Here is a 23,553-nt window from a genome sequence, read left to right as displayed (position 1 = left end):
CTAAGTTGATGGCACTAAATCCAGTTTGATAACCTATAGCGGGCTAAACAGGATTGAGATTATCGGCGATTAATCAAACCTCCTGATGTACACTACTCCGCATGAATTGAAACGTGTACACGTATGAGTACATATTTAGGGTTTATGACATGACAAGTCTCTCTCAATCCGCAGAGGTGGAGCGCCGCCGCACTTTTGCCATTATCTCCCACCCGGATGCCGGTAAAACCACCATCACCGAAAAAGTGTTGCTGTTCGGACAGGCTATTCAGACTGCCGGCACGGTAAAAGGTCGGGGTTCCAGCCAGCATGCCAGGTCAGACTGGATGGAGATGGAAAAGCAGCGTGGTATTTCAATCACAACTTCCGTGATGCAGTTCCCGTACCGCGAGTGTCTGGTTAACCTGCTTGATACCCCGGGGCACGAAGACTTTTCTGAAGATACCTACCGCACTCTGACGGCAGTGGACTGCTGCCTGATGGTCATTGACGCTGCAAAAGGTGTTGAGGATCGTACCCGCAAGCTTATGGAAGTGACCCGGCTGCGCGATACGCCAATTCTGACCTTTATGAACAAGCTTGACCGCGATATCCGTGACCCAATGGAAGTACTGGACGAAGTGGAAAGTGAGTTGAAAATTGCCTGTGCACCCATTACCTGGCCAATTGGCTGTGGTAAACAGTTCAAAGGCGTCTACCATCTGTATAAAGATGAAATTTACCTTTATCAAACGGGAATGGGCCACACTATCCAGCAGGTGCGCGTGGTGAAAGGGCTGGACAACCCGGAGCTGGACAAGGCGGTCGGTGACGATCTGGCGGCGCAGCTGCGTGAAGAGCTGGAGCTGGTGCAGGGCGTATCCCATGGATTCGATAAAGAATCGTTTCTCGCCGGACAATTGACTCCGGTGTTTTTTGGTACCGCACTCGGTAACTTCGGCGTGGATCATATGCTTGATGGCCTGGTGGAGTGGGCGCCGTCGCCCATGCCGCGACAGACCGATGTGCGTACCGTGACCGCTGCCGATGAGAAATTCACCGGGTTTGTCTTTAAAATTCAGGCGAATATGGATCCGAAACACCGTGACCGCGTGGCGTTTCTGCGTGTGGTTTCCGGCCAGTATGAAAAAGGCATGAAGCTGCGTCAGGTTCGCCTCGGCAAAGACGTGGTAATAAGTGATGCACTGACCTTTATGGCAGGTGACCGTTCGCATGTTGAAGAAGCGTATCCGGGTGACATCATCGGATTGCACAACCACGGTACTATTCAGATTGGGGATACCTTTACCCAGGGTGAAAATATGAAGTTCGCCGGTATTCCTAACTTTGCGCCGGAACTGTTTCGCCGCATTCGCCTGCGTGACCCGCTGAAGCAGAAGCAGTTGTTAAAAGGTCTGGTTCAGCTTTCGGAAGAAGGGGCAGTACAGGTGTTTCGTCCGGTACATAACAACGATCTGATCGTCGGAGCGGTAGGCGTGCTGCAGTTTGACGTGGTGGTGGCGCGCCTGAAAAGCGAGTACAACGTGGAGGCCATTTACGAAGCCATTAACGTTTCCACCGCCCGTTGGGTGGAATGCAGTGACGTGAAGAAGTTCGATGAATTCCAGCGCAAAAATGAAATTAATCTGGCGCTGGATGGCGGCGATAATCTGACTTACATTGCCCCGACGATGGTTAACCTGAATATCACTCAGGAACGTTATCCTGACGTGGTGTTCCGTAAAACCCGCGAGCATTGACAGCGTAAATCTACGCTATAATGGTAAAGCGATACTCGGCGTATCGCTTTTTTTATCCCTGCATGAACACCACCTCCTGTGGAGGTGGTCAGCAATAAGTTGGCTCTGCCAGTCATGCTACTCATGGGAAAATCCGAATCTGTTATCCCCATAACTGCCAGGGATTTAACCATGAGCAGATTCCAGAAAGCATCTCATGTGCACTGGTGTTGTCAATATCATATCGTATGGACACCCAGGTACCGGTTTCGCATCCTCAGGAACAATGTTGGTAAAGAGGTCTGTAAGCCGATAAGGATCTCAGGTGAGCAGCCCGGGATAGAAGTAGTGGAGCTGAATGTCCAGACAGACCATGTCCGTTTGCGGGTAAAAGTGCCTCCACGGCTTTCGATTTCCCATGTAACAGGCGACTTAAAGGGTAAAACAGCCCTTCGATTGTTCAGTAAATTTCCCTGCCTGCGTAAGAACAAGCAGTGGGGGAATGATTTTTGGGCAAGAGGTTATTGTGTCGATACCGTAGGTATAAACGAAGAAATGATAATAAAGTACGTGAAGTATCAGGAAAAACATGAAGTTGAAGATAGCCAGCTTCCACTGAAAGAAGTGTGAAGGGAAGGCTCTCTGAGTCTGGACTTAGTGCGCCCCTGTGGGGCGAAATCAATGGCACCTGCTATGCAGGTGGTTTTTTTACGGTTTTTTCCTGATTGCAGACTCTTCTTAAAAAATCTTCATACCGATTATTTCTCTATTATATCAACTATAAAAAGCGGTGAAATGCTGATTAGTGTCTATCTTTAGTTCTACAGGACGCAAAATATGTGGCACAGGCTGCTGCGACGTCTTTCCACTACAGCCACGTCGTTTGTGGCTGAAAGCTCACAGTTGTGAATGCAATAACATGAAGAAGGAAGTGTCATGAAGAAGACTAACATTGCAAAAAAACTTACTGCTGTACTGCTTGGTTCTGCACTGCTGGGAGGTTATGCGGTGGCTGACGATACTGCCACCACATCGACTCAAAGTATTGCCGACAGTGCCGGTGCTAAAATTGACAGCGCGATGAAAAAAGTCGGTAGTTTCATGGATGACAGCGGCGTGACGGCTAAAGTGAAAGCGGCTTTAGTGGACAACGATGCTATTAAAAGCAGCGATATTTCAGTAAAAACTCACGATGGCGTGGTGGCGCTGAGTGGATTCGTTCCTTCTCAGGACCAGGCTGAACTGGCGGTTGCCGCTGCGAAAAAAGTGGAAGGTGTGAAATCTGTCAGCGACAAACTGCACGTTAAAGACACTACCAAATCCAGCGTAAGCGGTTACGCTGGCGATATCGCAACGACCAGCAAAATTAAAGCTAAACTGTTAGCAGACGATATCGTGCCGTCTCGTAACGTCAAAGTGGAAACCACCAACGGTGTGGTTCAGCTCTCCGGTACGGTTAAAACCCAGGCGCAGTCAGAACGTGCTGAAGGCATTGCCAAAGCCATTGATGGCGTGAAAAGCGTCAAAAACAATATCACTGTGAAATCTTAATAATCTTCGAGAAGCATCGGGTCCGTTTCAGCGATGAAACAGTCCAGGAAATAGCATCAAATATGATAAAAAACCAGACTCTCACTAGCCTGAGTGAATAACACTGCAGGTCGGTTTTTACGAGTGGTGAGGAGGGGTTTATGTTTCGCTGGGGCATTATTTTTCTGGTTATCGCGCTGATTGCAGCTGCGTTGGGTTTTGATGGTCTGGTCGGTAAAGCCGCGTGGGCTGCTAAAATTGTATTCGTCGTCGGTATTATCATCTTCCTGGTCAGCCTGTTTACGGGCAGGAAGAAGCTTTAAAGCATCATCGTGACGGTATCGCGAGAGCCAGTACATAGATTTGTGTAATTGCCTGATTTTGACATGTTCAATCCAGCATCAAAAGCAGGTTAATTTATGGACGAAAAACAGTCGCAGGCCCTGGCTAACGAACTGGCCAAAAATCTCAAAACCCCTGACGATCTCAGTCAGTTTGAGCGCCTGCTGAAAAAAATCAGTGTCGGGGCGGCGCTCAACGCCGAAATGACCCGTCACCCCGGCGACGATAAAAATCAGCCCAGACCGGCGACCAACGCCCGCAACGGCTATTCCACAAAGACAGTGACCACCGGCGATGACCCGCTGGAACTACGTACTCCGCGCGATCGTGATGGCTCCTTTGAACCACAACGGGTGAAGAAAAACCAGACCCGGAGCACCGGGATGGATAACCCGATCTTATCGTTGTACGCCAAAGGGATGACCACCCGCGAGATAGCGGCCGCATTCAAAGAGCCGTATGACGCCGATGTCTCGCCAGCGCTGGTCTCGAAGGTAGCTGATGCCGTCATGGAGCAGGTCACCGGATGGCAAAACCGGCCGCTGGATGCCGTTTGTCCCATCGTTTACCCTGACTGCATCGTCCTGAAAGTCCGGCAGGACAGTCGCGTCATCAATAAATCCGTGTTCCTTGCCCCGGGTATCAACATCGAAGGCCAGAAAGAACTGCCGGGTATGTGGCTGGCTGAAAATGAAGGCGCGGAGTTCTGGTTGAACGTGCTGGCGGGGCTGAAAAACCGTGGCCTGAACGATATCCTCATCGCCTGTGTTGATGGTCTGAAGGGCTTCCCGGACGCTATCAACGCGGTGTATCCGCAGGCCTGCGTCCAGCTGTGCGTCGTGCATATGGTGCGCAACAGTCTGCGGTTCGTCTCCTGGGAGGGCTACAAAGCCGTCACCCGTGACCTGAAAGCCATCTGTCAGGCCCCGACGGAAGAGGCAGCGCTACAGGCCCTGGATGTGTTCTCCGGGACATGGGACAGTCGCTATCCCCAAATAAGCCGGCGCTGGCAGGCAAACCGGGCCAGCCTGTTGACGTTCTTCGCTTACCCGGCAGACATCCGCAAGACGCTCGACACGACCAGCGCCATCGAGCCGCTGAACAGCGTGATCCGGGATGCCATCAAGAAACGTAAGGTGTTCCCGACTGACGACGCAGTGAAAAAGGACGTGTGGCTGGCAATCCAGGCCGCATCACAGAAATGGAGGATGCCACTGAGGGACTGGCGTATGGCGATGAGCCGTTTTATTATCGGGTTCGGTGACCGCCCGGACGGCCACTACTGAGAAAAGGCATTTACACAGAATCATGTACAGGGTCTATCGCGACGTGGCCACGACGCTATCCGATTTGCCACCTTAAAGTGGGAGCCAGTGCTCCTGTTTTGTTGTTTATATAACGTCGTTTCTCTTTTTTATCCACTCAGTCACTTTTCGTTCTTTGCCCTGTTTTCCCGGCAATTCCACGTTGTACTTTGCAGGCACTGTTGCAAAGTTCACAGTGAGGTAGCCTTTTGTATTACTGAAAGGCCTTACCTTTCAAACACTCTGCTTATCAGACGCATTTCGCCTGTGGAATAGCCGAAGTAAACGCCTTCCGCCAGTCCTTTACGCAATGCCCACATGACTGAATCCCCTTAATGATGACATACGCCGTCTTCATGGATTTAAATCCCGGCGTGGCGTTGATTATCCATTTCAGTTTGGGAATGCATTCAATCACGTTGTTCCGGTATTTTCTCTGCCGGTGTTCAACATCAGGCGGTAAACGGCCCTGCCGTTTCAATAACCTCATCGCCAGGCTATGGATGGGGGATTTGCCAGCCTTTCACGTTGTTCAGAATCTTTCCCACAAACCGACAGGCCGCTTTGCTGTTACGGCGCACAGAGAGATAAAAATCGTTAGTGCGTCCTTTGCTGTCAACAGCACGGTACAGATAAGCCTGGCAGCCATTCACTTTGATACAGGTTTCATCGGGATGCCGGAGCATAATCCTGAAGGGTTTCGCCAGTAGTATCGCAGCCGTTTTTCCATTTCAGGCATATAACGCTGAATCCGGCGGGAGATCATCGATTGGTGGGCACTGATGCCGTGGCTCAGGCAGCGCACGGTGGCTGTATATTTGCAGTGCCAGCATACTGCCCACAGAATAATGTCACGATCGAAATGTCAGCCCTTGAATACGTTGATGGGCAGCGTTTCTGGTGAAAATATCAGCAAAGATATTCAGCGCTGCGATCTTTGCAACACAATGACAATATTAACGTTGGGTCAGGAACCAACAGTTTTACGTCATTCAGGGTATTCTGGTCTTATCCCCGCTGCGCAGGAGTCCGATCTTGGGCCAATATATTCCGGTTACGCCAGACAATATCGAATCAGTCACATTACCGCCGTTTCGCACGGGCAAGCTGGCGCTGGTTTGTGAAGGTGGGGGACAGCGCGGTATCTTCACGGCTGGCGTGCTGGATGAGTTTCAGCGTGCAGCCTTTAATCCCTTTGCCCTGCTGTTGGGAACCTCTGCAGGCGCACAAAATCTCTCCGCTTATATTTGTGGCGGACAGCTTATAGACCTTGACTGGCTGGTGGATATCACCGCGAACGAGTTTCCGCTGGCGATGGCGGCAGGTGAAAAAATGTTTTCATCCGGCCGTGAATTTTACATCTGCGCCTGCCGCAGCGATGACTATTCTCCCGGTTATTTTGCACCCACGGCGGCAAACTGGCTGAATCTTATCAGGGCATCCAGCGCGATTCCCGGCATGTATCGCCCCGGTGTGGAGCTGGACTGCATCAGCTATCTGGACGGCGGCATCAGCGATGCCATCCCGGTTCGGGAAGCGGCCCGGCGCGATGCCGATACGATTGTGGTGATTCGTACCGTGCCGTCACAGATGAACTGGACGTCCCAGTGGTTCAGGCGTCTTGAACGGTGGCTTGGCGACAACGCGCTCCAACCGCTTATGAATATTATGCATCTTCATGAAGAGAGCTATTGTCAAACCCAACAGTTTATTGAGAACCCACCCGGCGAACTGAACATTATTGAAATTTTTCCGCCGCAGGTGCTGGCAAGTATGGCGTTGGGCAGCCGGGTTGCATCCTTAAACAAGGATTATCATTTGGGCTGCCGCTGCGGGCGTTATTTCCTGGCGACGCTGGGGGAGAAACTGCGTGAGTGCGGGATTCAGCCGGAACAATCGCCAGCTGTGGTGATGGCAAATGAGCCGGTTCAGAGGGTAAATGCTCCGGGGGGGCTGGCTGAAAATGATACTGATTACGATGAGGGGGCGCAGGCATGAATCCGCGTTTTGTCGATACGCACTGCCACTTTGATTTTGTACCTTTTATCGGTGATGAGGCGCAGAGCCTGCGCCAGGCAGCCGAGGCGGGCGTGGAAAAAATCATTGCGGTTGGCACTGCCGCCAGTCGTTTTGCCGGCGTGATGGCGCTGGCTGAGCGCTGGCCAACGGTGTATGCAGCGCTGGGCATTCATCCGATGGCGGTGGCGGATTATCATGACGCCCATTTGCAGCAGCTGGAAGCGTATATGAAACCACGCCCTGAAAAATTGGTGGAGATTGGTGAGATAGGATTGGATTTGTTTATCGATAACCCCCAGTTTGATAAGCAGCAGGCGATGCTGACGGCACAGATGCGGCTGGCAAGGGATTACGATCTACCGGTGATCCTGCATTCGCGACGCACGCACGACAAGTTGGCGATGCAGCTTCGTCAGTTCGGGCTTCCCCGTTGTGGCGTGATTCATGGTTTTGCCGGAAGCGAACAGCAGGCGCAGGCTTTTATACGCGCGGGCTATGCCATTGGCGTCGGTGGAACCATCACTTACCCCCGTGCCAGCAAAACGCGCGCTGCCATCGCCCGCCTGCCGCTGACATCGCTGCTGCTCGAAACCGATGCGCCGGATATGCCCGTGCAGGGCTTTCAGGGCCAGCCAAACCGCCCGGAAAGGCTGCGTGCGATCTGGCAAAGCCTGTGCGACATCCGCGATGAGTCTCCTCAGAAAATTGCAGAAACCCTGCGTGAGAATACACGCCGGGTATTTTGTATCTGACCTGCACACTGATCCTTTCTCGCACTGTGACGGCAGGTTCAGCGCTTTCTGTCTTCCTTATCGGGCTGAGGGTTCGACAGATAAGCATAACAATATTGTATTGTCAGACTGCTGACGTGTGGCGGAAGGCTGAACGCATTCAGGAGTTTTTTTGTGATTCAAATCACCTTAATTTTGCAATTGCTGCAACTATGTTCTTTGTGGTGTGAAATTAATCACGGATAGTCGCCCTGGCGGTCTGTTATTATTCTCGCACTAATCTGTGGAGATGATGATGACTGACTTAACTGCCACTGCCGTCAGGGCGCTACAGCTGATGGACCTGACCACGCTGAACGATGATGATACCGACGATAACGTTATCGCGCTGTGTCGTCAGGCCTGCACCCCGGCGGGCAACACTGCCGCCGTCTGTATCTATCCTCGGTTTATTCCCGTTGCATGCAAAACGCTGCGCGAGCAGGGTACGCCGGATATCCGCATCGCCACCGTGACCAATTTCCCGCACGGCAATGATGATATCGATATCGCCCTGGCAGAAACCCGCGCTGCGATTGCCTACGGTGCCGATGAAGTGGATGTGGTGTTTCCCTGGCGTGCGTTGATTGCCGGTAATCATGGCGTGGGTTTCCAGCTGGTGAGCGCCTGCAAAAAGGCCTGTGCCAGTGCGGGCGTGCTGCTGAAGGTGATTATTGAAAGCGGCGAGCTGAAAACCGCTGAATTGATTCGTCAGGCTTCTGAGCAGGCCATTGCCGCGGGTGCTGATTTTATCAAAACGTCCACTGGCAAGGTTGCGATCAATGCCACGCCGGACGCAGCGGAAATTATGCTGCGGGTAATTGCGGATAAGGGCCTTGGGCAGCAGGTGGGATTCAAACCTGCGGGTGGCGTGAAAACTGCCGAAGAAGCTGCTCGCTATCTGGCCCTGGCGGACGATATTCTCGGCAGAGGCTGGGTGGATGTGCGCCATTTTCGCTTTGGCGCGTCAGGCCTGCTCGGCAATCTGCTCACGACCGCAGGCTTTTCCGGTGCGAAAAGCGATTCGCTCTACTAAACGCCAGAAGGAAAGATGTTCCTGCCGCAAGAAGTTATCCGCAAAAAAAGACGGTCATGCGTTGAGCGAAGAAGAAATTCGCTTTTTATCAACGGGATTTGTGACAATTCCGTTTCTGAAGGACAAATTGCTGTGCAGGCGATGGACATCTTTTTTCACAATATGACGTTGACCGGGGGTGTGGGTGATGTCACCTCACTGATGCTCGGTCCAATGGGGTGGCCTGCGGCGGCTATGTCCTGATGATTTCTGTCGTATTATCAGCGAAGAGGGCATTGCCATTACGGGCAGACACGTTCGCTGGCCCCGGCCGATAAGCGCTTCTATGCCACCCGCGATATTACTGCGACCGTTGGTTCCATCCCTCTGATTACCGCCTCCATTCTGGCTAAAAAGCTGGCGGAATGGCTGGATGCGTTGGTGATGGATGTCAAAGTCGGCTCCGGCGCGTTAATGCCTACGTTTGACCAGTCGATGCAGCTGGCGCAGGCGCTGGGCGTGGAAATGCTGCTGTCCGGCTGTCTGGCATCCGACTGCGCAGAGGCGGCAGGAAAGCTGCAGGCGTTACTGGATAATGACCTGGCTGCAGATGTCTTTTCGCGCATGGTGTCGGCGCAGAAAGTACCGACGGATTTTGTCGACAGGGTTGAACAGTCTCTGCCAGCTGCTCTGCTGAGTAAGGCGGTTTATGTTGAACGAGCCGGTTTCGTGAGCGCGATGGGTACCCGGGCGTTGGGTATGGCGGGGGAATGGGCGGTGGACGCCGCGCGGCGGGCGATGCCATTGATTACAGCGTGGGACTGAGCGAAACGATACGGCCTGGCGACTATGCGGATGAACACCGCCCGCTGTCTGTCGCAGAATTATCGGATAATCGCCATATTGTTCTGATCGATAAAATTTATGCTCATCGCGTTTAACACGCAGGAGACAACAATGAAACGTGTATTCATTATGGTACTGGACTCTTTTGGAATCGGTTCCAGTAAGGATGCCGACAAGTTCGGTGACGCAGGTGCGGATACCTTCGGGCATATTGCACAGGCGTGCTTTAAAGGCGACGCGGATGTCGGGCGTAAAGGGCCGCTGTATCTGCCCAATCTGACGGCATTAGGGCTGGGCAAAGCGGCAGAAGCCTCCAGCGGCACCTTTCCGCCGGGCCTGGATAAAAATGCCGATATTATCGGCGCGTACGCGTATGCCAGCGAGCTGTCATCCGGTAAAGATACGCAGTCAGGCCACTGGGAGATTGCTGGCGTACCGGTGCTGTTTGACTGGGGATATTTTAGCGATCATCAAAACAGTTTTCCGCAGGCGCTGTTGGATGAGCTTGTGCAAAAGGCCGATCTGCCCGGCTATCTCGGCAACTGTCACTCTTCCGGCACGGTGATCCTCGAGCAGCTTGGCAAAGAACATATGAAAACCGGCAAGCCGATTTTTTACACCTCGGCGGATTCCGTGTTCCAGATTGCCTGCCATGAAGAAACCTTTGGCCTTGAGCGACTTTACCAGCTGTGCGAAATTACGCGCGATGCTTTGACCGAAGGAGGTTATAACATTGGTCGCGTTGTTGCGCGCCCGTTTATTGGCGATAAGGCGGGGCAGTTCGAACGTACCGGCAATCGTCACGATCTGGCCGTTGAGCCGCCTTCGCCTACCATTCTGAAAAAACTGGTGGATGAGCAGCAGGGTGAAGTGGTTTCCGTTGGCAAAATCGCGGATATTTACGCCAACGTGGGCATTACAAGAAAAGTGAAGGCGACCGGGCTGGATGCGCTGTTTGATGCCACCATCCAGCAAATGAAGTCGGCAGCGGATAACAGTATCGTCTTCACCAACTTTGTTGATTTCGATTCTACCTGGGGGCATCGCCGCGACGTTGCCGGTTACGCAGGCGGGCTGGAACTGTTTGACCGCCGTCTGCCGGAACTGATGGCACTGGTGAACGATGGAGACATGCTGATCCTCACTGCCGATCACGGCTGCGATCCGACCTGGCAGGGAACCGAGCACACCCGTGAGCATATTCCAGTGCTGATTTATGGTCCGGGCATCAAGCCCGGCTCACTGGGCTACCGCGACACCTTTGCCGATATCGGCCAGACGGTGGCGAAGTATTTTGGCCTCAGTCCGATGGAATACGGCAAAAGTATGCTGTAATCAGCACAATCTATTGATCGATAAAAAGAAGGGTAAAACATGGCAACGCCTCATATAAACGCAGAAATGGGTGATTTCGCTGATGTCGTGCTGATGCCGGGCGACCCGCTCCGGGCTAAACACATCGCCGAAACTTTTTTGCAGGACGCAGTGGAAGTAAACAACGTGCGCGGCATGTTGGGTTACACCGGTACTTATAAAGGGCGTAAAATTTCGGTGATGGGCCACGGTATGGGCATTCCTTCCTGCTCAATCTACGCTAAAGAGCTGATTACCGACTTTGGCGTGAAGAAGATCATTCGCGTGGGGTCCTGCGGTGCAGTGCGTGTGGACGTAAATCTGCGTGATGTGGTGATTGGGATGGGCGCGTCGACGGATTCAAAAGTGAACCGCATACGTTTTAAAAACCACGATTTTGCTGCGATTGCGGATTTTGACATGGTATGCAACGCGGTGGATGCGGCAAAAGCACTGGGCGTCAACGTACGCGTCGGTAACCTCTTCTCCGCCGATCTGTTCTATGCACCCGACCTGGAGATGTTCGATGTCATGGAAAAATACGGCATTCTGGGGATCGAAATGGAAGCGGCGGGTATCTACGGCGTGGCGGCGGAATTTGGTGCCAAAGCGTTAGCGATCTGTACGGTGTCTGACCATATCCGCAGCGGTGAGCAGACCATGGCGGCAGAGCGTCAAACCACCTTTAGCGAGATGATTGAAATCGCACTTGAGTCTGTGCTGCTGGGCGATAAAGCCTGAGTCTTGTGTTCATGCTGCTGGTCGGTACTCCCGGCCAGCGAGTTCTTTGCAATCATTAAATATCTCTCCCGTATCTCTTCACAGATTTCTGCTGCTTCCTGTAATTCTTTTCTTATTTTCAATATGTTGAATGAGGTCGTGACGCAGACTTGCTGATCACGCATGCTTTGCGCTTTGGATGTAACATATGGCTAAAGTTGATGTCGTCTGCCCTCAGTGCAATGAAACTCATGCTGTACGATGTAACGGACATTCAGCATCCGGTGCCCAACGTTACATCTGCAAGCATTGTTCAAAGACCTTTCAGCTCAACTTTAGGCTACTCCGGTGCCAAACCAGACATACACCAGACCATTGTTAATATGGCCATGAATGGTTACAGATGTCGCGATACCGCACGGGTTCTCGGTATCAGCCTCAATACGGTTCTGCGGCACTTTAAAAAATTTCGCCAAAGCAGGTAGCTGAGAATATCGACCCCGAAACGGAGGTTGTTATCTGCTGTGAAGCCGGTGAACAATGGTCTTACGTGCGGTGTAAAAGCAATCCCCGGTGGTTGTTCTATGCTTATGACCGTATCCGCAAACGTGCTCTGGCCCACGTCTTCGGCCCGAGAAATGCCCCGACCCTGCGACGATTGCTGGCCCTGTTAAGCAAATTTAACCTTGCCTTTTATATGACAGATGCGTGGCCGGTTTATAAAGTTCTGTTAAGTGCAACAAGCCACGTGGTGAGCAAGAAATATACCCAACGGACAGAACGACATAATCTTAATCTTCGTACACATATCAAACGACTGACCCGCAGAACAATTTGCTTTTCGAAGTCAGAGGAAATGCACGATAAGATCATCGGTTGGTATCTTACTCTTCATCATTATCAATAAATCTGCGTCACGACCTTGAATGATGCATATCTGTTCATAATTTATTCAGATGACGTATATACCCAATTATTGCTGCAGGGTCCGCTGGATGCCGCTGCACTGATGGCCTGACTGAGTATTAGCCAGGCTCCGCTCTTCCACCTGGTTGCCACCCAGCCGCAGGTGCTGAGGTTTGACTGTGCCAGAGCGGCACACGGGACGTTTCAGAGGGCGTTCGATCACGAATGGTGATGGCAACCTGGCATTTCTCGGTAGTCCGCCACCGCTTACCTCAAACCCGGCCTGGGACATGTTACCCATGAGCCTGGCGGCGAACAGCGCAGGCTACATACGGGAAACAGTACCGGAGATTGAGCTGGATACGACGATTCCCGGTGAAGTCTGGCAGCGGGCGCTGGCGCAGCAATACTGGCAAACCCTTGCCGGGTCAGGCGCATGGAGTTCAGGTTATCGACAACGGGCAAACGAGGTGCAGAAGGTGCTGAAAACACTGTCGGTGCAAATGAGCCGGATACCTGATTACGATTTTTCAACTTTGTCGGCTACGGTATCGTCGCTGTCTTCCTTCACTGGCTTGTTAGCGGTCAGCAGGAAAGGTGACTGCTGCCAGCGAGAGCGGTGGTTGCGCAGCAGCGTGCGGCTGAGGATGATACCAATTGCCATCGCCAGCAACATCATCAGGCGTAGAATGTTGGTGGTGTTATCCACCTGGCGGGATTCCGTAGCCAGAACGTGGGTGTCCAGCGTGATGCGCAGAAAGCCGCGCGGAGGGCTATCCAGGCTGTTAAGGGGCTGAATCATCTGGTGGTTAAAGTAGCTGCCGGCACGTTGTCCATCCAGCGCCAGCCGATCCCGCACGTTAATGGTCTCGCCGCGATGCGCTATCAAGGCACCGTTGTCATCATAAACGGCGGCATCAAGAATTCGGCTGTCGTGGGTAAGCTGGGTCAGGATGTCTTCAATTTTCTGGCGGTTATCATCGCTGTTTTCCATCAGCGGTGTCAGGCTGAAGGCCACCTGGCGGGTCAGGGTGCGCGCCAGTTCTTCCACCTGCCCGGAGTGGACCACCTGATGCCCAGGGCTGAACCAGGAGGCACCCTGCATCAATACCACCAGTAACGCGAGACAGATTAACACGATTACCGTGCGGTGCAGACGAAATTTAAGTTTGGTCTTTGTCATTGTTACCCTTCATAAATTATGTGCGAACCGCCGACCATATTGACGCTTTATGTTGCCAGAAGTGGGCCTGACAGGGTAGCCTCTTGCGTGGTTAATCTGTCCTTACTGGAGCTTGGAGTTGTAATGCCTATTAGTCTGACCTGGTATGATTTGCCTGCCGATATTTCACAGTGGCCGGTTTTTCCTCTTTCTCTCAGTGGTGATGAAGTGATGCCGCTGGACTACCGCGCTAGTCATACGGGCTGGCTTTTGTATGGGCGCGGACTGAATAAAAGCCGTCTTACGGCACTTCAGCACCAGTTGGGTGCCGCGCTGGTGATTGTCAGTGCCTGGCAAATTGAGGATTACCCTGTGGTTCGGCTGGCGGGTTCCCTGACACCGAAGGCAACCCGACTGGCGCATGACGCCGGGCTTGACGTAGCGCCGTTAGGCCATATTCCCCATCTGAAAACGCCAGGGCTGCTGGTGATGGATATGGACTCGACCGCCATTGAAATTGAATGTATTGATGAGATTGCCCGACTGGCGGGCAGTGGGGCGCAGGTGGCGGAGGTCACCGAACGGGCAATGCGCGGCGAACTTGATTTTACCGCCAGCCTGCTTGAGCGCGTGGCCACGCTAAAAGAGGCCGATGCCGGTATTCTCAAGCAGGTGCGTGACCAGCTGCCACTGATGCCAGGCCTGGTCTCGCTGGTGCAGCAACTCCTTGCGCTGGGCTGGCATGTGGCGATTGCTTCCGGTGGCTTTACTTATTTTGCTGAATACCTGCGTGACAGCCTGCATTTGTCTGCGATAGTTGCCAACGAGCTGGAAATTCGCGATGGCAAACTGACCGGAAAGGTGCTGGGTGATATTGTCGATGCGCAATATAAAGCCGATACCTTGCGAAAGCTGGCCAGACACTTTGACATCGCCCCGGAGCAAACCATCGCCATTGGCGACGGTGCTAACGATCTGTTGATGATCGAGGCTGCTGCACTGGGGATTGCCTACCATGCTAGGCCGAAGGTCAATGAAAAATCTGACGTGATGATTCGCCATGCTGACCTGATGGGTGTGCTGTGCATCCTGAGCGGCAGCTTGATCCACGAAGAGCGTTAAGAGGTTAATTTAATTTGGCCAAAGCGGTAAAACGCGCCTTCGTATGTAACGAATGTGGCGCAGATTATCCCCGCTGGCAGGGGCAGTGCAGCGCCTGCCATGCCTGGAACACCATCACCGAGGTGCGGCTGGTGGCATCGCCCGCCGTGGCACGCAACGAGCGGCTTTCCGGCTATGCCGGTAGCGCTGGCACCAGCCGGGTACAGAAGCTTTCAGAAGTCAGTCTGGACGCCTTGCCGCGCTTTTCTACGGGGTTTAAAGAGTTTGACCGCGTGCTGGGTGGCGGCGTGGTGCCGGGGAGTGCGATTCTGATTGGTGGCAATCCCGGCGCGGGGAAAAGTACCCTGCTGCTACAAACCCTGTGCAAGATGGCAGAGGGAATGAAAACCCTCTATGTCACCGGTGAGGAATCACTGCAGCAGGTGGCGATGCGTGCGCATCGACTGGGGCTGCCAGCGGAAAATCTGAATATGCTGTCGGAAACCAGCATTGAACAGATTTGCCTGATTGCGGAGCAGGAACAGCCTAAGTTGATGGTGATCGACTCCATCCAGGTAATGCACATGGCTGATATCCAGTCCTCCCCGGGAAGCGTGGCGCAGGTGCGGGAGACGGCGGCGTATCTGACCCGCTTTGCCAAAACACGCGGCGTTGCTATTGTGATGGTGGGGCATGTAACGAAAGACGGTTCCCTCGCCGGGCCAAAGGTGCTGGAGCATTGTATCGACTGTTCGGTTCTTCTGGATGGTGATGCCGACTCCCGTTTTCGCACGTTGCGTAGTCATAAAAACCGTTTTGGTGCGGTAAACGAGCTGGGTGTATTTGCCATGACGGAACATGGGCTGCGCGAAGTCAGTAACCCCTCCGCCATTTTTCTTAGCCGGGGGGATGAGATCACTTCCGGCAGTTCAGTGATGGTGCTGTGGGAAGGTACCCGGCCGCTGTTGGTGGAGATTCAGGCGCTGGTTGACCACTCAATGATGGGCAATCCGCGGCGTGTGGCGGTAGGGCTGGAGCAGAATCGCCTGGCAATTTTACTGGCGGTGCTGCATCGTCATGGCGGCTTGCAAATGGCCGACCAGGATGTTTTTGTCAATGTGGTCGGTGGGGTGAAGGTCAGCGAAACCAGCGCCGATCTGGCGCTGATGCTGTCGATGGTTTCCAGCCTGCGCGATCGCCCTTTGCCAGAGGATTTGGTGGTGTTTGGTGAGGTCGGGCTGGCTGGCGAAATCCGTCCGGTGCCCAGCGGCCAGGAGCGAATTTCCGAAGCCGCAAAGCATGGTTTCCGCCGGGCAATTGTCCCTGCCGCCAATGTACCGAAGAAAATGCCGGAAAATATGAAGGTCTATGGGGTAAAAAAGCTAGCGGATGCGCTGGCTGTCCTTGAAGAACTGTGATTATTTCACTAATAATTCATGGGGTATTTTTTCCGGCTCGTTAAATTAAACGCGATGTCATCACATAATTAAAATTTATTACACCCGTGATGCAGGAGACAGTGAATGTCGTCTTTTGATTATCTGAAAACCGCGATTCGTCAGCAGGGCTGCACGTTGCAGCAGGTGGCTGATGCCAGCGGTATGACTAAAGGCTATCTCAGCCGGCTGCTGAATGCCAAAATTAACAGCCCCAGCGCTAAAAAACTGGAAGCGCTGCACCGTTTTCTTGGGCTGGAGTTTCCACGCCGGGAGAAAAACATTGGCGTGGTTTTTGGCAAATTTTATCCGTTGCACACTGGCCATATTTATCTGATCCAGCGTGCCTGTAGTCAGGTCGATGAGCTGCATATCATTATGGGCTACGACGAGTTGCGCGACCGGAAGCTGTTTGAAAACAGCGCCATGTCGCAGCAGCCAACGGTCAGTGACCGCCTGCGATGGCTGCTACAGACCTTTAAATATCAGAAGAATATTCGTATCCATTCCTTTAACGAAGAAGGGATGGAGCCGTATCCACACGGCTGGGATGTCTGGAGTCGCGGCATCACCGACTTTATGGCAAATCACGGTATCGTGCCCAACCGTGTTTATACCAGTGAAGAATCGGATGCGCCGCAGTATCAGCAGCACCTTGCTATTGAGACGGTGCTAATCGATCCTAAACGCTCGTTTATGAATATCAGCGGTACGTTAATTCGTCAGGACCCTTTTCGCTACTGGGAATACATTCCAACTGAAGTGAAGCCGTTTTTTGTGCGCACGGTGGCGATTCTGGGCGGCGAATCAAGCGGCAAGTCCACGCTGGTGAATAAGCTGGCAAACATTTTTAATACTACCAGCGCGTGGGAGTATGGCCGCGATTATGTCTTTTCCCATCTCGGAGGGGATGAGATGGCGCTGCAATATTCCGACTACGATAAAATCGCGCTTGGTCAGGCGCAATATATTGATTTTGCAGTGAAGTATGCCAACAAAGTGGCATTTATTGATACCGATTTCGTCACCACGCAGGCCTTCTGCAAAAAATATGAAGGCCGTGAGCACCCCTTTGTTCAGGCCCTGATCGACGAGTATCGGTTTGATCTGGTGATCCTTGTTGAGAATAATGTGCCCTGGGTGGCTGACGGCCTGCGCAGTCTTGGCAGTACAGTGGATCGTAAAGAGTTTCAGGCGCTGCTGGTTTCTATGCTGCAGGCAAATAACATTGCCTATCAGCACGTTCAACAGGATAACTACGATCAGCGTTTTTTGCGCTGCGTCGAACTGGTGAAAGAGATGCTGGGGGCGTAAACCGCCACCAGCATCGGTGACCTTTAACAGGTGATAACCACTTTTCCGCGCATGTGTCCTTCTCGTACCAGACGATGGGCCCTGGTGAGATTTTCCACGTTCATGCCTGCCAGCGTTTTGCTCAGTGAAGTGGTGATTTTTCCTGCATCCAGAAGTTTCGCAGTCTGCTGCAGAATCTCTCCCTGACGGGCAATATCCGGCGTGTTGAATATGCTGCGGGTAAACATAAATTCAACGTGTAACGACGCGCTTTTCAGCTTTAGCTGTTCCATATTGAGTGGCTGCTCATTTTCTACAATGGTGCAGATATGGCCCTGTGGTGCGATTAACTGCCCCATGGTGTCCCAGTGACCATCGGTGTCATTCAGGCAGAAAATATAGTCAACCTGCTTCAGCCCATGTTTTTCCAGCTCTGCTGGCATGTCCCCGTCGCTTCATATGACGGATAACCTGATTTATGCTCGTTATCTGCCAGATTTCCATCAATGGCAGTCGATTTAAATATTTCAGCACTGATTAAACGTCGTGTTTACGGAATTATTCTTTTAAATAATGTACTAAAAAATTGCAGCCTCTGGACGTTGAGAAGAGTGAATGTAGAGTGGTCTTTGCCGACATTGGGGTTATAAAGTTTTAAAACAGGCGGATAGTATTGGCCAGGAAAAATGGTCAATAGCTGTGCTCACAGTATGGCGTTTCAGGTGGTGATGAAAGGCGAGAGGTTACCTCCCGCCTGACAAACTTATTTAATCATTCTCTTGTACTTAATACGTTTTGGCTCCAGCGCTTCAGCACCCAATGTCCGTTTTTTATATTCTTCGTATTCGGTGAAGTTGCCTTCGAAGAATTCGATCTTCCCTTCATCCTGATAATCAAGAATATGTGTTGCAATACGGTCAAGGAACCAGCGGTCATGCGAGATAACCATTGCACAGCCGGGGAATTCCAGCAGGGCATTTTCCAGTGCGCGCAGGGTTTCAATGTCCAGATCGTTGGTGGGTTCATCCAGTAGCAGCATGTTACCGCCAACCTGCAACAGTTTAGCCAGATGCAGACGGCCACGCTCACCACCAGACAGTTCACCCACGCGTTTGCCCTGGTCAACGCCTTTAAAGTTAAAGCGTCCCACGTAGGCACGGCTCGGCATTTCAGTGGTGCCGATACGCATGATGTCCTGCCCACCGGAGACCTCTTCCCATACGGTTTTCGAATTATCCATGCTGTCGCGGAACTGATCGACCGAAGCCAGCTTCACCGTATCACCCAGCACGATTGAACCGGAATCAGGCTGTTCCTGGCCAGACATCATACGAAACAGCGTGGATTTACCCGCACCGTTAGGACCGATAATGCCAACAATCGCCCCTTTCGGTACTGAGAAGGAGAGATCGTCGATCAACACGCGGTCACCATAGGACTTACGCAACTTACTGACTTCCAACACCTTATCGCCCAGACGGGGACCCGGTGGAATAAACAGTTCGTTGGTTTCGTTCCGTTTCTGATAATCGGTGTTGTTCAGCTCTTCAAAGCGTGCCAGGCGGGCTTTACCTTTAGACTGGCGCCCTTTGGTCCCCTGTCGCACCCACTCCAGCTCTTTCTCGATGGACTTGCGGCGAGCAGCTTCCGAAGAGGCCTCCTGTGCCAGACGGGCATCTTTCTGCTCCAGCCACGAAGAGTAATTACCTTCCCACGGGATACCTTCACCACGGTCCAGTTCCAGGATCCAGCCCGCCACATTATCAAGGAAATAACGGTCATGGGTGATGGCAACCACGGTACCTTCAAAATCGTGCAGGAAGCGTTCCAGCCACGCGACGGATTCAGCATCCAGGTGGTTGGTCGGCTCGTCAAGCAGCAGCATATCGGGTTTTTCCAGCAGCAGGCGACACAGCGCCACGCGGCGACGTTCACCACCGGACAGATTGGCGATTTTCGCATCCCAGTCCGGCAGGCGTAGTGCATCAGCCGCTCGTTCCAGCTGCGTGTTGAGATTATGCCCGTCATGGGCCTGGATAATCTCTTCCAGTCTGCTCTGCTCGGCTGCGAGCTTGTCAAAGTCAGCGTCTTCTTCCGTGTAGAGCGCATAGACTTCATCCAGACGCTTTAGTGCGCCAACCACCTCGGCCAGCGCTTCTTCCACCGACTCGCGGACGGTGTGACCCATATTTAGCTGCGGTTCCTGCGGCAGATAGCCGATTTTGATACCGGGTTGAGGACGCGCTTCCCCTTCTATGTCCTTGTCGATACCGGCCATGATGCGCAGCAGGGTGGATTTACCTGCGCCGTTAAGACCCAGCACGCCAATTTTGGCACCGGGAAAAAAGCTCAGGGAGATATTTTTCAGGATATGGCGCTTCGGCGGAACTACTTTGCCGACGCGATGCATGCTGTAGACGAATTGAGCCACGTAGGTTGAGCCTCTTGCTGTCTGATAAAAATAAGATGGAAACCGGGGTATTGGTTATCCGTTCAGGTGAGGCAGTTTAGCTGTTTTTCATGGGTAATCCCAGCCGGAGTAAGGGGTTTGTGATGGTCATTGAATCGCGTCCGTCGCCTGTCTGAATGTGTTGGCCGTACTGTTTTAACGCTGTAACCCATGCCCTGCGTAATACTGGGGTGGGGAAGGCCGCTACCCGCGGGCAAAGGCTTTCCGCGCGACCCTGGTGGTGTATTGAGGCAGGTCATATCTCATTGCTGTAGCTGAATGCCCCAGTGGGGCCGTTTCGTCTCTGACTGGCAGGTTAAACCATTCAGGATCGCTGATGCGCGCAGGCAGCACTTTGCACATTTATGGCGGTCATCCACGAAAACGTTCTGTTGGGTGGATGGATCATTGGTCTTTCACTCATGCCGGTCAGACTCTCTTGTTATTTAATCATCCCTGCGGCGTTGCAAGGGGGGATTAAGGCCGCACGGAGATTGATGGCTGGCAGTGGAATCGTTCAGGTGACTGCAATCGATAACATGTGTTAAAAGCAGGCAAGATAGCCCTGCCTGAAACTCGTTGCCATAAAGAAACAGGCCGGGTTGGTAAAGGAAAAAGCTGCGCTGTCAGGTTTTGCACCAGCGACGCGTTAACGGTTTTTCCAACCCGGCAATCAGTAACAGCATGCACCTGTAGCAAGTGGGACCAGCCACCAGGTGAGCGGCAGCGGTACGGTTTCAAACAGCCTTTTCATTAGCGGCATATTGATAATGGCCAGCTGTAACAGCAGAAGTAACGTGGTGACCAGCCAGATGCCCTGATTACAGCAAGCCTTTGTTGAGGGAGAATCGCTCCGTTTCACGGCAGTTCAGCATGTAAACCCACTGTGCCGTCACCAGCGTCTGCAGCAGGACCGTGTGAATAAATTCTATGTTGTAGTCGTGCCTTTGCAGCCATGCTTCCAGCAGAAACGCGCAAAGGGCAATCAGCATGCCAATAAATCCCACGCGGCAGAGTGCGTAACCGTCCATCACAGGCCGATTGACATTGCGCGGGGGGGGCGCATGACATTTTTGTCTGCTTTTTCAAAGGCAATGCCAAAAGAGAGGGGGCGGACGTTGCCATATTCATCCAAAGAATTTGTACCGGGGTCAGCGGCAGCACGTAAATCAGCACATCGTTAAAATGAGCCAGAAAGCATGCTAACGCGCTTTTTTGAACGGCCTGCGGCAACTTGGTTCGCCCCGTGTGTAGTAAGACGCTCTTGTGCCTCCGCCGTGGAGATTCTCGCAGGGGTGCTGTTAAGCTTTTTCAGCACTGCTGCGCAGTGATAGCGATATCAGTCGACCCGGCTTGAAAAAGTGGGAGGCAATCGCGGCATAGAGATATTCCTTCAGAGAGAGTTTTATTCAATATCCAGGTATGCGGCTATGCTGAAGGAGCGAAAAAGCAGGCTCATTGATCGTCATCGCACGTTAAGTACAAAGTCAGCACAATATTACGCTGGTTTAAATAAAGTTTAGCGGGAAGCTGATGCACAAAGATGTGCATCAACAAAGCCTGAACAAAATGAAGTGTGTAGTATGGTGTCATTGAATAAATGAAGCGTTAACGTGGAGAAAGCCATGGTGGACAAGTTGCGGTTGTGGATTACGGGTGTGTGTTTAACCGTGGTAGCCTGTGCGGCTCAGGCCGACTCGCTGGACGCCCAGCGTGCGCGTTATTTGCAAATCAAGCAGGCCTGGGACAGCAATCAGATGGATACGGTCGCGCAACTGATGCCCGGACTGCGTGATTACCCCTTATATCCCTATCTTGAATATCGTCAGCTTACCCAGGATCTCGCTCAGGAAAGTGGGTTCGTGGTCAGCGACTTCATTAAGAAATATCCAACCCTCCACCCCGTACGTTCTCTTGCTGCACGTTTTGTTAATGAACTTGCCCGGCGCCAGGACTGGCAAGGTCTGTTGGTCTTCAGCCCGGAAGAACCTAAGCCGATTGCGGCGCGTTGTAACTGGTATTACGCCAAATGGGCGACAGGACAGCAGCAGGTGGCGTTGGACGGAGCCAAATCAATCTGGCTACGCGGCACCACTACGCCCGCAGCCTGTGGCAAGCTGTTCCGCGTCTGGCAGGCTGCGGGCGGGCAAACGCCTCTCATCACCCTTGAGCGTATTCGTCTGGCGATGAAAGAAGGCAATAGCGGCCTGGTCAAATCGCTGGCGACACAATTGCCCACAGGCTATCAGACTATCGCGCATGCCATCGTGGATTTGCAGAATAATCCACAAAATGTTATGTCATTTGCCCGCAATGTTGGTGCGACAGATTTTACCCGCCAGGCAACGCTAATTGCTTTTGCCAGAGTCGCGCGGCGGGGCGATGCCACCAACGCACTGGCGATGATCCCGGAGCTGGTTCGCCTGCAAAAAATGAGTGTTCAGGACGAGCAGGCGCTCAATGAAATCGCTGCATGGCGACTGATGGGGAACGATGTCACTTCTGAGCATGCACGCTGGCGGGATAATGTGGTGATGCGCAGTGATTCAACGTCGCTGATTGAGCGGCGTGTGAGGATGGCTTTAGGCAGTAACGATCGTCATGGATTAAATACCTGGATTTCGCGTCTGCCCGTTGAAGACAAGCAAAAAGATGAATGGCAATACTGGCAGGCCGATGTGTTAATGGCACAGGGGCGCACCGGGGAAGGCGAAAAAATTCTGCGTAATCTCATGCAGGCGCGCGGTTTTTATCCGATGGTGGCGGCCCAGCGTTTGGGCGTTGATTACAACATACAGGTGGATAAAGCGGCAAAGCCTGACAGCAGTCTGACCCAGGGGGCCGAAATTGCCAGGGTTCGTGAACTGATGTACTGGGGCATGGATAATTTGGCCCGTTCGGAGTGGAGTTACCTGATCGACAGTAAAAGCATCAGTCAGCAGCAACAGCTGGCACGCTATGCGCGCGAGCAAAACTGGTGGGATCTGAGCGTGCAGGCCACCATCAGCGGCAAGTTGTGGAATAGTTTGCAGGAGCGCTTCCCGCTTGCCTGGCAGGAGGTGTTTAATCGTAATGTTGCAGGAAAAGTCATTCCCGTGAGTTACGCCATGGCGATAGCCCGCCAGGAAAGTGCCTGGAACCCCAAAGCGCGTTCCCCGGTTGGGGCCTCAGGGCTTATGCAGGTTATGCCCGCGACGGCACAACATACGGTGAAATCCTACGGTCTGAAGGGCTACAGTAACAGCAGTCAGCTGCTCGACCCGGAAACCAATATTCAGATTGGCATGCAGTACCTCGAGTCGGTTTATCAGCAATTCGGTCAAAACCGTATTTTTTCATCGGTGGCTTACAATGCCGGACCTTCTCGCGTCAGAACCTGGTTGGGCAACAGCGCCGGGCGGCTGGATCCCGTGGCGTTTATTGAAAGCATCCCCTTTTCAGAAACGCGTGGTTACGTGAAAAACGTGCTGGCTTATGACGTGTATTATCGGTATTTCATGGGTCAGCCAGATAAAATTTTGTCTGATGGCGAATGGCAGCGTCGCTACTGATTTGACAGGGACTGTGTTATGCTGCCGTACTAGTTAGC

Annotated in this window: 17 protein-coding genes and 5 pseudogenes; 16 read left to right on the top strand and 6 right to left on the bottom strand. The window is 52.6% G+C overall.

The annotated features are described in order from the left end of the window. The first annotated feature begins 149 nt into the window (after positions 1–149). The 5 genes from prfC to LU633_RS21410 all read left to right on the top strand — a co-directional run bounded on the left by prfC (position 150) and on the right by LU633_RS21410 (position 4,876). Positions 150–1,739, top strand: coding sequence for a peptide chain release factor 3 (gene prfC, locus LU633_RS21430; protein WP_016190867.1), 1,590 nt, complete (start codon positions 150–152; stop codon positions 1,737–1,739). Positions 1,740–1,910: 171 nt separating this feature from the next. Further along, positions 1,911–2,348 carry an IS200/IS605 family transposase gene (tnpA, locus tag LU633_RS21425; protein WP_016190868.1) on the top strand — a complete coding sequence of 146 codons (438 nt, stop codon included), beginning with the start codon at positions 1,911–1,913 and terminating at the stop codon, positions 2,346–2,348. Between the two features lie 306 nt (positions 2,349–2,654). Further along, positions 2,655–3,269, top strand: a complete 615-nt coding sequence (osmY, locus tag LU633_RS21420) for a molecular chaperone OsmY (protein WP_016190869.1) — start codon at positions 2,655–2,657, stop codon at positions 3,267–3,269. Between the two features lie 140 nt (positions 3,270–3,409). Then, positions 3,410–3,571, top strand: coding sequence for a DUF1328 domain-containing protein (locus LU633_RS21415; protein ID WP_016190870.1), 162 nt, complete (start codon positions 3,410–3,412; stop codon positions 3,569–3,571). A gap of 96 nt (positions 3,572–3,667) precedes the next feature. Next, positions 3,668–4,876 carry an IS256 family transposase gene (locus LU633_RS21410; RefSeq protein ID WP_016190871.1) on the top strand — a complete coding sequence of 403 codons (1,209 nt, stop codon included), beginning with the start codon at positions 3,668–3,670 and terminating at the stop codon, positions 4,874–4,876. A 245-nt stretch (positions 4,877–5,121) separates the two neighbouring features. On the opposite strand, the pseudogene LU633_RS21405 reads toward LU633_RS21410, so the two are convergent. Continuing rightward, a pseudogene (locus LU633_RS21405) lies at positions 5,122–5,744 on the bottom strand (DDE-type integrase/transposase/recombinase). 185 nt (positions 5,745–5,929) lie between these two features. On the opposite strand from LU633_RS21405, the gene LU633_RS21400 reads away from it, so the two are divergent. The 7 genes and pseudogenes from LU633_RS21400 (at position 5,930) to LU633_RS21370 (ending at position 12,524) form a co-directional block, all read left to right on the top strand. Further along, on the top strand, positions 5,930–6,892 hold the full coding sequence (locus LU633_RS21400; RefSeq protein ID WP_016190873.1) for a patatin-like phospholipase family protein: 963 nt from the start codon (positions 5,930–5,932) through the stop codon (positions 6,890–6,892). Further along, a complete protein-coding gene (locus tag LU633_RS21395; RefSeq protein WP_016190874.1) occupies positions 6,889–7,665 on the top strand; it encodes a metal-dependent hydrolase in 777 nt (258 codons plus the stop codon). Before LU633_RS21400 ends, LU633_RS21395 begins: the two co-directional genes overlap by 4 nt. 274 nt (positions 7,666–7,939) lie before the next feature. Further along, positions 7,940–8,719, top strand: a complete 780-nt coding sequence (gene deoC, locus LU633_RS21390; RefSeq protein ID WP_016190875.1) for a deoxyribose-phosphate aldolase — start codon at positions 7,940–7,942, stop codon at positions 8,717–8,719. A 15-nt stretch (positions 8,720–8,734) separates the two neighbouring features. Further along, positions 8,735–9,591: pseudogene (locus LU633_RS21385) on the top strand (thymidine phosphorylase); the annotation flags it as partial. A 64-nt stretch (positions 9,592–9,655) separates the two neighbouring features. Continuing rightward, positions 9,656–10,879: a phosphopentomutase gene (gene deoB, locus LU633_RS21380; protein ID WP_016190878.1), complete on the top strand. Its 1,224-nt coding sequence runs from the start codon at positions 9,656–9,658 to the stop codon at positions 10,877–10,879. A gap of 39 nt (positions 10,880–10,918) precedes the next feature. Then, entirely contained in the window at positions 10,919–11,638 is a 720-nt protein-coding gene (gene deoD / locus LU633_RS21375) for a purine-nucleoside phosphorylase (RefSeq protein ID WP_016190879.1), read from the top strand. A 187-nt stretch (positions 11,639–11,825) separates the two neighbouring features. After that, positions 11,826–12,524, top strand: a pseudogene (locus tag LU633_RS21370) (IS1 family transposase). Positions 12,525–13,043: 519 nt separating this feature from the next. Here the strand turns inward: LU633_RS21370 and LU633_RS21365 are convergent. Further along, entirely contained in the window at positions 13,044–13,706 is a 663-nt protein-coding gene (locus tag LU633_RS21365; protein ID WP_016190881.1) for a YtjB family periplasmic protein, read from the bottom strand. Between the two features lie 123 nt (positions 13,707–13,829). On the opposite strand from LU633_RS21365, the gene serB reads away from it, so the two are divergent. From serB to nadR, 3 genes are all read left to right on the top strand, one after another. After that, positions 13,830–14,807: a phosphoserine phosphatase gene (serB, locus tag LU633_RS21360; RefSeq protein WP_016190882.1), complete on the top strand. Its 978-nt coding sequence runs from the start codon at positions 13,830–13,832 to the stop codon at positions 14,805–14,807. A gap of 14 nt (positions 14,808–14,821) precedes the next feature. Beyond that, the gene (gene radA, locus LU633_RS21355; protein ID WP_016190883.1) at positions 14,822–16,204 is read left to right on the top strand and encodes a DNA repair protein RadA; all 1,383 of its coding nucleotides are present in this window, start codon (positions 14,822–14,824) and stop codon (positions 16,202–16,204) included. A 105-nt stretch (positions 16,205–16,309) separates the two neighbouring features. After that, a complete protein-coding gene (gene nadR / locus LU633_RS21350; RefSeq protein ID WP_233485072.1) occupies positions 16,310–17,536 on the top strand; it encodes a multifunctional transcriptional regulator/nicotinamide-nucleotide adenylyltransferase/ribosylnicotinamide kinase NadR in 1,227 nt (408 codons plus the stop codon). Positions 17,537–17,559: 23 nt separating this feature from the next. On the opposite strand, the pseudogene LU633_RS21345 reads toward nadR, so the two are convergent. The 4 genes and pseudogenes from LU633_RS21345 to LU633_RS26330 form a co-directional block, all read right to left on the bottom strand. Further along, positions 17,560–17,961 (bottom strand): annotated as a pseudogene (locus LU633_RS21345) (zinc-binding dehydrogenase); the annotation flags it as partial. A 317-nt stretch (positions 17,962–18,278) separates the two neighbouring features. Next, positions 18,279–19,946 carry an energy-dependent translational throttle protein EttA gene (gene ettA / locus LU633_RS21340; RefSeq protein ID WP_016190886.1) on the bottom strand — a complete coding sequence of 556 codons (1,668 nt, stop codon included), beginning with the start codon at positions 19,944–19,946 and terminating at the stop codon, positions 18,279–18,281. 644 nt (positions 19,947–20,590) lie between these two features. Further along, a pseudogene (locus LU633_RS21335) lies at positions 20,591–21,128 on the bottom strand (cation transporting ATPase C-terminal domain-containing protein); the annotation flags it as partial. Between the two features lie 16 nt (positions 21,129–21,144). After that, entirely contained in the window at positions 21,145–21,282 is a 138-nt protein-coding gene (locus LU633_RS26330; protein WP_152664209.1) for a cation-transporting P-type ATPase, read from the bottom strand. 307 nt (positions 21,283–21,589) lie between these two features. On the opposite strand from LU633_RS26330, the gene sltY reads away from it, so the two are divergent. After that, positions 21,590–23,515, top strand: coding sequence for a murein transglycosylase (gene sltY, locus LU633_RS21330; protein WP_016190890.1), 1,926 nt, complete (start codon positions 21,590–21,592; stop codon positions 23,513–23,515). Positions 23,516–23,553 lie beyond the last annotated feature (38 nt).

The sequence above is a fragment of the Erwinia tracheiphila genome, from assembly GCF_021365465.1.
GTDB lineage: Bacteria > Pseudomonadota > Gammaproteobacteria > Enterobacterales > Enterobacteriaceae > Erwinia > Erwinia tracheiphila.
This window is presented reverse-complemented; position numbering and strand designations above follow the sequence as displayed.

Excerpts from the sequence above, each read along its gene's own strand:
- prfC (WP_016190867.1), top strand. The coding sequence starts at position 150 with ATGACAAGTCTCTCTCAATCCGCAGAGGTGGAGCGCCGCCGCACTTTT.
- tnpA (WP_016190868.1), top strand. The coding sequence starts at position 1,911 with ATGAGCAGATTCCAGAAAGCATCTCATGTGCACTGGTGTTGTCAATAT.
- osmY (WP_016190869.1), top strand. The coding sequence starts at position 2,655 with ATGAAGAAGACTAACATTGCAAAAAAACTTACTGCTGTACTGCTTGGT.
- LU633_RS21415 (WP_016190870.1), top strand. The coding sequence starts at position 3,410 with ATGTTTCGCTGGGGCATTATTTTTCTGGTTATCGCGCTGATTGCAGCT.
- LU633_RS21410 (WP_016190871.1), top strand. The coding sequence starts at position 3,668 with ATGGACGAAAAACAGTCGCAGGCCCTGGCTAACGAACTGGCCAAAAAT.
- LU633_RS21395 (WP_016190874.1), top strand. The coding sequence starts at position 6,889 with ATGAATCCGCGTTTTGTCGATACGCACTGCCACTTTGATTTTGTACCT.
- deoC (WP_016190875.1), top strand. The coding sequence starts at position 7,940 with ATGACTGACTTAACTGCCACTGCCGTCAGGGCGCTACAGCTGATGGAC.
- deoB (WP_016190878.1), top strand. The coding sequence starts at position 9,656 with ATGAAACGTGTATTCATTATGGTACTGGACTCTTTTGGAATCGGTTCC.
- deoD (WP_016190879.1), top strand. The coding sequence starts at position 10,919 with ATGGCAACGCCTCATATAAACGCAGAAATGGGTGATTTCGCTGATGTC.
- LU633_RS21365 (WP_016190881.1), bottom strand. The coding sequence starts at position 13,706 with ATGACAAAGACCAAACTTAAATTTCGTCTGCACCGCACGGTAATCGTG.
- serB (WP_016190882.1), top strand. The coding sequence starts at position 13,830 with ATGCCTATTAGTCTGACCTGGTATGATTTGCCTGCCGATATTTCACAG.
- nadR (WP_233485072.1), top strand. The coding sequence starts at position 16,310 with ATGTCGTCTTTTGATTATCTGAAAACCGCGATTCGTCAGCAGGGCTGC.
- sltY (WP_016190890.1), top strand. The coding sequence starts at position 21,590 with ATGGTGGACAAGTTGCGGTTGTGGATTACGGGTGTGTGTTTAACCGTG.